Origin of the sequence: Pseudomonas sp. GW460-12-10-14-TSB1, assembly GCF_017349775.1 — a bacterium.
GTDB lineage: Bacteria > Pseudomonadota > Gammaproteobacteria > Pseudomonadales > Pseudomonadaceae > Aquipseudomonas > Aquipseudomonas piscium.
Window position 1 is genome coordinate 24,886 of sequence record NZ_JACNAC010000062.1, and the last position, 11,716, is coordinate 36,601.

At 62.8% G+C, this 11,716-nt stretch carries 9 protein-coding genes and 1 pseudogene; all 10 read left to right on the forward strand.

What is annotated here, in order from left to right:
* Positions 1 to 22: 22 nt before the first annotated feature.
* Positions 23 to 1,459 (forward strand): sigma-54 dependent transcriptional regulator, encoded by a 1,437-nt coding sequence (locus J4D52_RS26225; protein ID WP_063433037.1) that lies wholly within the window; start codon positions 23 to 25, stop codon positions 1,457 to 1,459.
* Positions 1,460 to 2,193: 734 nt separating this feature from the next.
* Positions 2,194 to 3,597 (forward strand): polynucleotide adenylyltransferase PcnB, encoded by a 1,404-nt coding sequence (locus J4D52_RS26230; protein ID WP_063433038.1) that lies wholly within the window; start codon positions 2,194 to 2,196, stop codon positions 3,595 to 3,597.
* Positions 3,598 to 3,601: 4 nt separating this feature from the next.
* Positions 3,602 to 4,081, forward strand: coding sequence for a 2-amino-4-hydroxy-6-hydroxymethyldihydropteridine diphosphokinase (gene folK / locus J4D52_RS26235; protein WP_063433039.1), 480 nt, complete (start codon positions 3,602 to 3,604; stop codon positions 4,079 to 4,081).
* A gap of 237 nt (positions 4,082 to 4,318) precedes the next feature.
* Positions 4,319 to 5,119: a 3-methyl-2-oxobutanoate hydroxymethyltransferase gene (panB, locus tag J4D52_RS26240; RefSeq protein ID WP_063433040.1), complete on the forward strand. Its 801-nt coding sequence runs from the start codon at positions 4,319 to 4,321 to the stop codon at positions 5,117 to 5,119.
* A complete protein-coding gene (gene panC, locus J4D52_RS26245) occupies positions 5,116 to 5,970 on the forward strand; it encodes a pantoate--beta-alanine ligase (protein ID WP_102677909.1) in 855 nt (284 codons plus the stop codon). Before panB ends, panC begins: the two co-directional genes overlap by 4 nt.
* Before the next feature lie 109 nt (positions 5,971 to 6,079).
* Positions 6,080 to 6,460 carry an aspartate 1-decarboxylase gene (panD, locus tag J4D52_RS26250; RefSeq protein ID WP_007924662.1) on the forward strand — a complete coding sequence of 127 codons (381 nt, stop codon included), beginning with the start codon at positions 6,080 to 6,082 and terminating at the stop codon, positions 6,458 to 6,460.
* A gap of 239 nt (positions 6,461 to 6,699) precedes the next feature.
* Positions 6,700 to 8,364, forward strand: a complete 1,665-nt coding sequence (gene pgi, locus J4D52_RS26255; protein ID WP_102677908.1) for a glucose-6-phosphate isomerase — start codon at positions 6,700 to 6,702, stop codon at positions 8,362 to 8,364.
* A 171-nt stretch (positions 8,365 to 8,535) separates the two neighbouring features.
* Positions 8,536 to 10,473 carry an acetate--CoA ligase gene (acs, locus tag J4D52_RS26260; protein WP_102677907.1) on the forward strand — a complete coding sequence of 646 codons (1,938 nt, stop codon included), beginning with the start codon at positions 8,536 to 8,538 and terminating at the stop codon, positions 10,471 to 10,473.
* Between the two features lie 39 nt (positions 10,474 to 10,512).
* On the forward strand, positions 10,513 to 11,379 hold the full coding sequence (locus J4D52_RS26265; RefSeq protein WP_102677906.1) for an oxygenase MpaB family protein: 867 nt from the start codon (positions 10,513 to 10,515) through the stop codon (positions 11,377 to 11,379).
* A gap of 151 nt (positions 11,380 to 11,530) precedes the next feature.
* A pseudogene (locus J4D52_RS26270) lies at positions 11,531 to 11,716 on the forward strand (acetyl-CoA C-acetyltransferase); the annotation flags it as partial.

The window sequence follows — 11,716 nt, forward strand, 5'->3', positions numbered from 1 at the left end:
GACCGTCGAGAGAATCGAATCAATGCCGCACATTTTGATCGTCGAAGACGAAACAATTATCCGCTCCGCCTTGCGCCGCCTGCTGGAACGCAACCAGTACCAGGTCAGCGAAGCCGGTTCCGTGCAGGAAGCACAAGAGCGTTTCAGCATTCCCACGTTCGACCTGATCGTCAGCGACCTGCGCCTGCCAGGCGCCCCCGGCACCGAGCTGATCAAGCTCGGCCAGGGCACCCCGGTGCTGATCATGACCAGCTACGCCAGCCTGCGCTCAGCGGTCGACTCGATGAAGATGGGCGCGGTGGACTACATCGCCAAGCCTTTCGATCACGACGAAATGCTCCAGGCCGTGGCGCGCATCCTGCGCGACCGCCAGAGCGCACAGAGCAATCCGAACGAGCGTCCGGCCGCCAAGTCGGGCAACGGCGCGGACAAGGCCAGTGCCAACGCCAGCAACGGCGAAATCGGCATCATCGGTTCCTGCCCACCGATGCAGGACCTGTACAGCAAGATCCGCAAGGTCGCCCCGACAGACTCCAATGTACTGATCCAGGGTGAATCCGGGACCGGCAAGGAACTGGTGGCCCGCGCCCTGCACAACCTGTCCAAGCGCGCCAAGGCGCCGATGATCTCGGTGAACTGCGCGGCCATTCCGGAAACCCTGATCGAGTCCGAGCTGTTCGGTCACGAAAAAGGCGCCTTCACCGGCGCCAGCGCCGGGCGCGCCGGCCTGGTGGAAGCGGCGGACGGCGGTACTTTGTTCCTCGACGAAATCGGCGAGTTGCCACTCGAAGCCCAGGCCCGCCTGTTGCGCGTATTGCAGGAAGGCGAGATCCGCCGGGTCGGCTCGGTGCAATCGCAGAAGGTCGATGTGCGCCTGATCGCCGCGACCCACCGCGACCTCAAGAGCCTGGCCAAGATCGGCCAGTTCCGTGAAGACCTGTATTACCGCCTGCACGTGATTGCCTTGAAACTGCCAGCCCTGCGCGAGCGCGGTGCCGACGTCAACGAAATCGCCAATGCCTTCCTCGCCCGCCAAAGCGCGCGCGTGGGCCGCACGGACCTGAAATTCGCCCCGGACGCCGAGCAAGCCATTCGCCATTACTCTTGGCCAGGTAACGTTCGCGAACTGGAAAACGCCGTCGAGCGCTCGGTCATCCTGTGCGAAAGCCCGGAAATCTCCGCGGAGCTGCTGGGTATCGATATCGAACTGAGCGATCTGGAAGACGACGAGTTCATTGGCCTGGCGCCCCAGGCCGCCAACGCCAACAACAGCAGCCATGAGCCGACCGAAGACCTGTCGCTGGAAGACTACTTCCAGCATTTCGTTCTCGAGCACCAGGACCACATGACCGAGACCGAACTGGCCCGCAAACTGGGCGTCAGCCGCAAATGCCTGTGGGAACGCCGCCAGCGCCTGGGTATCCCACGGCGCAAGACCGGGGTTGCCAGCGAAAGCTGAAGCCCGGCGGTAACCGGTTGCGGGTAACACGCGACCTTGTGAAAAAACTGTTACCTCAGTCATTTCACGTAACAAAAGCCGGGGCTTACGGTAACGAAGCCCCGGCTTTTTTTCGCCTGGAGAAACCTCCGAACCGCGCCTAACCCCTTGTTTTACTGGGTCTCGCAAAAGTTGGCACGGCACCTGCTATATGTTTGGTACAAGAACAATAACAAGCAATGCATAAGACAATAAAAATAAGACGAATCGACTCACGCACAATAAAAACAACACGGCGGAGGCGCAGCTAACTGATTCTTTTGGAGAGGCGTTGTCATTGGGGCTTGCCCCACAACCAGGCCGAGAACAACAAAAACTGCCCTAAGGCAGAGCCTGAACTGGTTGGATCACTGATCATTGCAACACAGCGACCAAAGCAATCCGTTTGCTCTTGGCTCCCGATTGGGAGGGTCACTCTGGGTTAACCAAGTGACAAGGGCGTTAAACAAAAACAAGAAGCCCGAAACCAATAATAAAAATAGAGCACGCAAACACTTCTGGGGGAGCTTCGGCTCCCCTTGTGGTTTCCGCGATTGCGGTTTTACTCACGCAAAGCCCCGCCAACCCGCGTTCCAAAGCGCTGCGTACGACTCGCCGCAGCTTCCTACACCATCCCCCGACTAAATGCTAGAATCCCCGCCCATCATGCGGTCATTCTTCGTTATGGCCGAACATTCCTTCAAACAGTGCATCCCATGCTGAAGAAGTTGTTCCAGTCATTCCGTTCTCCCTTGCGTCGTACGCAACACAAACGCAGCACGCCTGAAGTGCTCAACAGCAGCCAACACTCGCTGCAACGCGCCCAGTTCAGCCGTTATGCGGTGAACATCGTCGAACGCCTGCAGAACGCCGGCTACCAGGCCTACCTGGTCGGCGGCTGCGTGCGCGACATGCTGCTCAATATCACCCCCAAGGATTTCGACGTCGCCACCAGCGCCACGCCGGAACAGGTGCGGGCCGAATTCCGCAACGCCCGGATCATCGGCCGTCGGTTCAAGCTGGTGCATATCCACTTCGGCCGCGAAATCATCGAGGTCGCGACCTTCCGCGCCAATCACCCGCAAAACGATGAAGAGGAAGACAGCAACCAATCCTCGCGCAACGAAAGCGGGCGCATCCTGCGCGACAACGTGTACGGCACCCTCGAAGAGGACGCCCAGCGCCGCGACTTCACCATCAATGCCCTGTATTACGATCCGGTCAGCGAACGCATCCTCGATTACGCCAACGGCGTGCACGACATTCGCAATCACCTGATCCGTCTGATCGGCGATCCGCGCCAGCGCTACCAGGAAGATCCGGTACGCATGCTGCGGGCCGTGCGCTTCGCGGCGAAGCTGGATTTCGGCATCGAGAAACACACTGCCGCGCCGATCCGCGACCTGGCCCCCATGCTGCGGGAAATCCCCTCGGCCCGCCTGTTCGAGGAAGTGCTCAAGCTGTTCCTGTCCGGCCATGCCGCCGACACCTTCGAGATGCTGGTCGACCTGCAACTGTTCGATCCGCTGTTCCCGGCCAGCGCCGAGGCGCTGGAGTACAACCCGACCTACACCCACACGCTGATCAGCGAAGCCCTGATCAATACCGACCTGCGCATCAAGCAGAACAAGCCGGTAACCCCGGCTTTCCTGTTCGCCGCGCTGCTGTGGCCGGCCCTGCCGGCTCGCGTGCTGCGCCTTCAGGAACGCGGCATGCCGCCGATTCCGGCGATGCAGGAAGCCGCTCACGAATTGATCAGCGAACAGTGCCAGCGCATCGCCATTCCAAAACGCTTCACCATGCCGATCCGCGAAATCTGGGACATGCAGGAACGCCTGCCTCGTCGCAGCGGCAAGCGCGCCGACCAGTTGCTGGACAATCCGCGGTTCCGCGCCGGTTATGACTTCCTGCTGCTGCGCGAAAGCGCCGGCGAACAGACCGATGGCCTGGGCGAGTGGTGGACCGACTATCAGGACGCCAACGAAGCCGGGCGCCGCGACATGATTCGCGACCTGAGCGGCAAGGACGACGCCGGCACAGGTCCGCGCAAGCGTCGGCGCAGCAGTGGCGCCAAACGCAAACGCGCCACCGCCGGCGCACCGAGCGCTTCCGGCGAATAACCCGATGGAACGTATCTACATCGGCATGGGCAGCAACCTGGCTGCCCCGGCGGAGCAATTGCGCAGCGCGATCGACGCGCTGGCGCAGTTGCCGCACAGCCAACTGGCGGGAGTCTCGGCCTTCTATCAAAGCGACTCCCTGCTGCCCGGCCAACCGCGCTACACCAACGCCGTGGCCGCCCTGGACAGTAGCCTCGCGCCCCTCGAACTGCTGGACGCGCTGCAAGCTATCGAAAACGGCCAGGGCCGCGAGCGTCTCGAGCGCTGGGGACCGCGCACCCTGGACCTGGACATCCTGCTGTTCGGCGATCGCCTGATCGACGAACCGCGGCTCAAGGTGCCGCATTACCACATGCAGGCCCGGGCCTTTGTCCTCTATCCCCTGGCCGAACTGGCCCCCGCCGACCTGCAACTGGCCGACGGCCGCCAGCTGCGCGACCTGCTCGCCGCCTGCCCATTTGTCGGCCTGGAACGTCTGGCCTGACTGCTGAAACGCATCAGTTACGGCGGTAACACTCACGCCGTAACAATGCGGTAACACATGCAATTGACTTCCCGAGTCCTCCTCACGACTATAGGCGTCCCGTTGCCGCCAACACGGCGTTACAGGGCGCAATCCAGGCCTTATAAGCACGACAACAGACCGTGCGCCTGCATAGATAAAGAATCACGCGCGTTACTCGCAGCAGTTTCCAGAGCGCCTGAATGAGGACCCTTTTTCATGCCAGACATCACCCTGACCACCCTGCAAGGCCTCAAGCAGAAAGGTGAAAAAATCACCATGCTGACCTGCTATGACGCGACCTTCGCCCACACCTGTTGCCAGGCCGGCGTTGAAGTACTGCTGGTGGGCGACTCCCTCGGCATGGTCTTGCAAGGGCACGACAGCACACTGCCAGTCACTACCGCCGAGATGGCCTACCACGTCGCCGCGGTCAAACGCGGTAACAGTGGCGCCCTGATCCTCGCCGACCTGCCGTTCATGGCCTACGCCACCACCGAACAGGCCCTGAACAACAGCGCCCAGCTGATGCAGGCCGGTGCGCACATGATCAAGGTCGAAGGCGCGCTGTGGCTGGCGGAGTCCATCCGCCTGCTGGCCGAGCGCGGTATCCCGGTCTGCGCCCACATGGGCCTGACCCCGCAATCGGTGAACATCCTCGGCGGCTACAAGGTGCAGGGACGTAACGAAAACCAGGCTCGGCAGATGCGTGCCGACGCCATCGCCCTGGAAGCGGCCGGCGCAGCGATGCTGCTGCTCGAATGCGTGCCGAGCGAACTGGCGGCGGAAATCACCCAGGCGGTGAAGATTCCGGTGATCGGCATCGGTGCCGGCAGCGCCACCGACGGTCAGGTGCTGGTTCTGCACGACATGCTGGGCCTGTCCCTGAGCGGTCGCGCACCGAAGTTCGTGAAGAACTTCATGGCCGGCCAGGAAAGCATTCAGGCCGCCCTGAGCGCCTATGTCAGTGAGGTCAAGGCCGTGACCTTCCCAGGCGCCGAACACGGGTTTTCTGCATGAATACTGTAAAAACCGTACGTGAACTGCGTGCCGCCGTGGCCCGTGCCCGCAGCGAGGGCAAGCGCATCGGCTTCGTGCCGACCATGGGCAACCTGCATAGCGGTCATGCCGCCCTGGTGACCAAGGCGGCCCAGCGAGTGGATTTCGTGGTGGCGAGCATCTTCGTCAACCCGCTGCAATTCGGCGCCGGCGAAGACCTCGACAAGTACCCACGAACCCTGGCCGCCGACCAGGAAAAGCTCCTGCAAGCCGGTTGCCATCTGCTGTTCGCCCCCACCGTCGAGGAGATGTACCCCGACGGCATGGAAGGCCAGACCCGGGTCAGCGTGCCGCAACTCTCCGAAGGCCTGTGCGGCGCCAGCCGTCCCGGGCATTTCGAAGGGGTGGCCACGGTGGTCAGCAAGCTGTTCAACATGGTGCAGCCGGACCTTGCAGTCTTCGGCCAGAAGGACTTCCAGCAACTGGCGGTGATCCGGGCCCTGGTGCAGGACCTGAACATGCCGATCCAGATCATCGGCGAGCCCACCGTGCGTGCCGCCGACGGCCTCGCGCTGTCGTCGCGCAACGGCTACCTGAGCGAAGAGCAGCGTGCCATCGCCCCCGCGATCTATCGTGGCCTGACTCAGATCGCCGAGGCCATCAGCCAGGGCGAACGGGATTATCCAAAGCTGCTGGACGAGCAGAAACAAGTGCTCGAAGCCGCCGGTTTCCGCCCGGATTACCTGGAAATCCGCCACGCCCGGACCCTGCGCCCGGCCACCGCGCAAGACCGTGATCTGGTGATTCTGGCAGCGGCCTATCTGGGCGCTACCCGCCTGATAGACAACCTGCATCTGGACCTCGACGCCTAGGTTCCAAGGGCCGATTGCCCGAAGCCTGACCTTCGGGCAAACTGCCGCCGCCCGGGGCCTGCAGCGATGCTGCGGGCCCTGTTCGAGGACCTGATCGAGAGAACCACTCATGCACGCCATCATGCTCAAGGCCAAGCTGCATCGCGCCGAAGTCACCCACGCTGTGCTCGACTACGAAGGCTCTTGCGCCATCGACGGCGAATGGCTGGACTTGTCCGGCATCCGTGAGTACGAACAGATCCAGATCTACAACGTCGACAATGGCGAACGCTTCACCACCTACGCCATTCGTGGCGAGGAAGGCTCGCGCATGATCTCGGTCAACGGCGCCGCCGCACACAAGGCCAAGGTCGGCGACCGGGTGATCATCTGCGCCTACGCTCACTACAGCGAAGCCGAACTGCTCAACTTCAAGCCGCGCATGCTCTATATGGCGCCGGGCAACGAGCTGAGCCACACCAGCCATGCCATTCCGGTTCAGGTCGCCTGAGCCCCAATCATTCTCACCCCTGAAATCCCGCTCATTGCGCAGCTCTGAGGCGCCGGTATAAAAAAGTACCGGCCACAGGTCAGACAAAGCCAAGACAGATCAGCACGCGAGAGTTACTGTAATCGCCCTGCGTGCTTAATCGTGTCAGCGCAGGTTTGACCGAACGTTATTCTTCGAGCAGGACGTTCCGGGCTTTTCAGTGTCCAACAGGCAGTTCAAGTAAAAGGAAAACCGCAGCGATGGCGTACTACCGCACTCCTCACGACGTTACCGCTCTGCCCGCCTGGCAAGCGTTGAATGACCACCGCCAAGCCATGCAGGATTTCAGCATGCGCGAGGCCTTTAATGCCGACCCGCAGCGCTTTCATCAATTCAGCCTCAGCGGCTGTGGGCTTTTTCTCGATTACTCGAAGAACCTGATCACCTCCGAAACCCGCAACCTGCTGGTGGGCCTGGCCAACGAAGCCGGTCTGCAGGACGCGATCAAGGCGCTGTTCGCCGGTGAGCTGGTCAACTCTTCCGAAGGCCGTCCGGCCCTGCACACCGCCCTGCGCCGCCCGGTTGGCGACAAGCTGTCGGTCAATGGCGTCAACGTGATGCCAGAAGTGCACAAGGTGCTGAACCAGATCACCGAACTGGTCGGGCGCATCCATGACGGCCTGTGGCGCGGCTACACCGAGAAGCCGATCACCGACGTGGTCAACATCGGTATCGGTGGTTCCTTCCTCGGTCCCGAGCTGGTGTCCGAGGCCCTGTTGTCCTACGCCCAGAAAGGCGTGCGCTGCCATTACCTGGCCAATATCGACGGCAGCGAATTCCACGAACTGTCGTCGAAGATCCGCGCCGAAACCACGCTGTTCATCGTCTCGTCGAAATCCTTCAACACCCTGGAAACCCTGAAGAACGCCCAGGCCGCACGCGCCTGGTACCTGGCTCAGGGCGGCTCCGAGGCCGAGCTGTATCGCCACTTCATCGCGGTGTCGAGCAACAACGCCGCCGCCGTGGCCTTCGGCATCCGCGAAGAGAACATCTTCCCGATGTGGGACTGGGTTGGCGGGCGTTACTCGCTGTGGTCGGCCATCGGCCTGCCGATCGCCCTGGCCATCGGCATGTCCAACTTCAAGGAACTGCTGTCCGGCGCCTACACCATGGACCAGCACTTCCAGACCGCTCCGTTCGAGCAGAACATGCCGGTCCTCCTGGCCCTGCTGGGCGTGTGGTACGGCAATTTCTGGGGCGCGCAAAGCCACGCGATCCTGCCGTACGACCACTACCTGCGCAACATCACCAAGCACTTGCAGCAGCTGGACATGGAATCCAACGGCAAGAGCGTGCGCCAGGACGGCACGCCGGTTTCCACCGACACCGGCCCGGTGATCTGGGGTGGCGTGGGCTGCAACGGTCAGCACGCGTACCACCAGTTGTTGCACCAGGGCACCCAGCTGATCCCGGCCGACTTCATTGTGCCTATCGTCAGCTTCAACCCGGTCGCCGACCATCACCAGTGGCTGTACGCCAACTGCCTGTCGCAAAGCCAGGCGCTGATGCTCGGCAAGACCCGCGCCGAAGCCGAGGCCGAGCTGCGTGAAAAAGGCATGAGCGAGGCCGAAGTCCAGAAGCTGGCACCGCACAAGGTGATCCCGGGCAACCGCCCGAGCAACACCCTGGTGGTCGAGCGCATCAGCCCGCGCCGCCTGGGCGCGCTGGTGGCGATGTACGAACACAAGGTCTTCGTGCAGAGCGTGATCTGGGGCATCAACGCCTTCGACCAATGGGGCGTGGAGCTGGGCAAAGAGCTGGGCAAGGGCGTCTACAACCGCCTGGTCGGCAGCGAAGAAACCCCGGCCGAGGATGCTTCGACCCAAGGCCTGATCAACTACTTCCGCGGTCGCCACCGCGGCTGATAGCCCGCTGAAACCTCCCCTCGCGAACCGGCCCGCTGCTACGCAACCCCTTCCATTGCGTAGCAGCGGGCCGATTCACGATCGGTCGCCCAAGACCGCCCTCCCCTTGAACCCCTTCCGATCAAGGCGCATCTTTATCGCTTGTCGCTAAAACAAGAATAAGGAACCGTCATGTTCGATATCAGCATGTTCCCCCAAGCCGATGCCGTCCGCCGGGCTGCGCAATTGAGTCAGGACGACTACCAGCGGCTGTACCGCGAATCCATCGAGCACCCCAGCACCTTCTGGGCCGAACAGGCCACCCGCTTTCTCCACTGGAGTGCCCCCTGGCAAACCGTGCAGCGCTATGACCTGAAAACCGGCGCCGCGACCTGGTTCGCCGGCGGCCAGTTGAATGTCAGCTACAACTGCATCGACCGCCATCTGGAAAAACGCGGCGATCAGGTGGCGCTCATCTGGGAAGGCGACGACCCCGCCGAATCGCTGCAAATCACCTACAAGAAACTCCATCACTACGTCTGCCGCCTGGCCAACGTCCTGAAAAGCCGCGGCGTGAAAAAAGGCGATCGGGTCTGCATCTACATGCCGATGATCCCCGAGGCGGCCTACGCCATGCTCGCCTGCACCCGTATCGGTGCGGTGCACTCGGTGGTCTTTGGCGGATTCTCCCCCGACGCGCTGCGCGACCGCATTCTCGACGCCGACTGCCGCACCCTGATCACCGCTGACGAAGGGGTCCGCGGCGGCAAGTTTGTGCCCTTGAAAAACAACGTCGACAAGGCCCTGCAAAGCTGCCCGAACGTCAGCACGGTGGTGGTGGTCGAGCGCACCCAGAACCCGGTGAACTGGGTCGAAGGCCGCGACCTCTGGTATCACCAGGCTATACGCGGCGTCGAGGACCACTGCCCGCCGCAACCGATGGACGCCGAAGACCCGCTGTTCATCCTCTACACCTCCGGCAGCACCGGCAAACCCAAGGGCGTGCTGCACACCACCGGCGGTTACCTGCTGCAAGCGGCGATGACCTTCAAATACGTACTGGACTACCGCGAAGGCGAAGTCTTCTGGTGCACCGCCGATGTCGGCTGGGTCACCGGCCACAGCTACATCGTCTATGGCCCATTGGCCAATGGCGCGACCAGCCTGATCTTCGAGGGCGTGCCCAGTTATCCGAGCAGCTCGCGTTTCTGGGAAGTCATCGACAAGCACCGGGTGAACATCTTCTACACCGCCCCCACCGCCTTGCGCGCGCTGATGCGCGAAGGCCCCGAGCCGCTGCAGCACACCTCGCGCAGCAGCCTGCGCCTGCTGGGCAGCGTCGGCGAGCCGATCAACCCGGAAGCCTGGGAGTGGTATTTCAATATCGTCGGCGAGCAGCGCTGCCCGATCGTCGACACCTGGTGGCAGACCGAAACCGGCGGCATCATGCTCAGTCCGCTGGTCAGCGCCAGCCACATCAAGCCAGGCTGCGCCACCCGCCCGATGTTCGGTGTGCAGCCAGTGTTGCTGGACGAGCACGGCAAGGAAATCAGCGGCGCCGGCAGCGGCATCCTGGCGATCAAGGCCAGCTGGCCGGCGCAGATCCGCAGTGTCTACGGCGACCCGCAGCGCATGGTCGAGACCTATTTCAAACCCTACCCGGGCTACTACTTCACCGGCGACGGCGCGCGGCGCGATGAAGACGGCGATTACTGGATCACCGGACGCATCGACGACGTGATCAACGTATCCGGCCATCGCATCGGCACCGCCGAAGTCGAGAGCGCCCTGGTCCTGCACGACAGCATCGCCGAGGCCGCGGTGGTCGGTTACCCCCACGACCTCAAGGGCCAGGGCATCTATGCCTTTGTCACCCCGATGAATGGCGTCGAGCCCAGCGACGAGCTGAAGCAGGAGCTGTTGAGCCTGGTCAGCCGCGAGATCGGCAGTTTCGCCAAGCCGGAGCTGATCCAGTGGGCGCCGGCCTTGCCGAAAACCCGCTCGGGCAAGATCATGCGGCGTATCCTGCGCAAGATCGCCTGCAATGAGCTCGACAGCCTGGGCGATACCTCGACCCTGGCCGACCCGAGCGTGGTCGAGGGCCTGATCGATAAACGCCTGAACCTCTGAGCCAGGCCTCGGGCCTCAACCAAGGAACAGCCAAGCGGTATGGAATTCATTCGCAGTCGTATCGAAACCCAGGTGATGAGCCTGGGTGGCCTGTCACTGGGCCAGCTCGACCTGGACAACCCCAAGGGCGACCCGGGCCTGTTCGGCCCGGACGCCATCTGCTGGCAGGTGCATGGCGATTTCAGCAGCATGCTGATCGGCGGCATCAGCGCCTTGTTGATGCAGGCCCTGCACCCCCTGGCCCTGGCCGGGGTCTGGGACCACTCGAACTTCCGGGAAGACATGATCGGGCGCCTGCGGCGTACCGCGCAGTTCATTTCCGGCACCACCTTCGGCTCACGGCAGGATGCCGAATGGCTGATCGACAAGGTGCGTACCATTCACCTGCAGATCGTCGGCCATGCGCCAGACGGCCGGCCCTATGCCGCCAGCGATCCGCAACTGCTGACCTGGGTACATGTGGCCGAAGTCAGCAGCTTTCTGGCGGCGCATTTGCGTTACCGCAATCCGCACCTGTCACCTGCCGACCAGGACCGTTACTACGGGGAAGTCGCGCTGATCGCCGAGCGCCTTGGCGCCAGCGATGTGCCGCGCTCGCGCCGGGCCGTGGCGGATTACCTGGCCGGGATGCGCCCCCAGTTGCTCTGCGATGAACGCAGCCGCGAAGTGCTGCGTTTGCTCTTGGCGGCACCGGCCCCAAGCCGCCTGGCCAAGCCATTCGGCTCGTTGATGATGCAGGCCGGCATCGACCTGCTGCCCGACTGGGCCAGCAACATGCTTGGCGTCAATCAGGGGCTGCTGCAACGCCAGCTGATTCGCGCCAGCGTCAACCGCAGTGCGCCGATGCTGCGCTGGGCGGTACGCAACGGCTCGATACATCGCGCACGCCGGCGCATGGGCCTGTAATACCCGACCGGGCGAACAGAACGCGACTCACCGGTTCGCGATTGGCGGCGTCGCGACCTTCTATGCAACCATGATTTTCCAAGTTCTCGCGCATCGGTCCCCTGTCCATATCCACCGACCGATGCCGCCCATAGCAATGAGGATTCGCGCCATGCAAGACGTCGTAATCGTTGCCGCCACCCGCACCGCGGTCGGCAGTTTCCAGGGTTCGCTGGCGAACATTTCCGCGGTCGATCTCGGCGCCGCGGTGATCCGCCAGCTGCTGGCCCAGACCGGCCTGGAGGGCGCCCAGGTCGATGAAGTGATCATGGGCCAGGTGCTCACCGCCGGCACCGGG

What these genes read in the sequence shown, in the direction of transcription:
- J4D52_RS26225 (WP_063433037.1), top strand. Translation starts at nt 23, where the DNA reads ATGCCGCACATTTTGATCGTCGAAGACGAAACAATTATCCGCTCCGCC.
- J4D52_RS26230 (WP_063433038.1), top strand. Translation starts at nt 2,194, where the DNA reads ATGCTGAAGAAGTTGTTCCAGTCATTCCGTTCTCCCTTGCGTCGTACG.
- folK (WP_063433039.1), top strand. Translation starts at nt 3,602, where the DNA reads ATGGAACGTATCTACATCGGCATGGGCAGCAACCTGGCTGCCCCGGCG.
- panB (WP_063433040.1), top strand. Translation starts at nt 4,319, where the DNA reads ATGCCAGACATCACCCTGACCACCCTGCAAGGCCTCAAGCAGAAAGGT.
- panC (WP_102677909.1), top strand. Translation starts at nt 5,116, where the DNA reads ATGAATACTGTAAAAACCGTACGTGAACTGCGTGCCGCCGTGGCCCGT.
- panD (WP_007924662.1), top strand. Translation starts at nt 6,080, where the DNA reads ATGCACGCCATCATGCTCAAGGCCAAGCTGCATCGCGCCGAAGTCACC.
- pgi (WP_102677908.1), top strand. Translation starts at nt 6,700, where the DNA reads ATGGCGTACTACCGCACTCCTCACGACGTTACCGCTCTGCCCGCCTGG.
- acs (WP_102677907.1), top strand. Translation starts at nt 8,536, where the DNA reads ATGTTCGATATCAGCATGTTCCCCCAAGCCGATGCCGTCCGCCGGGCT.
- J4D52_RS26265 (WP_102677906.1), top strand. Translation starts at nt 10,513, where the DNA reads ATGGAATTCATTCGCAGTCGTATCGAAACCCAGGTGATGAGCCTGGGT.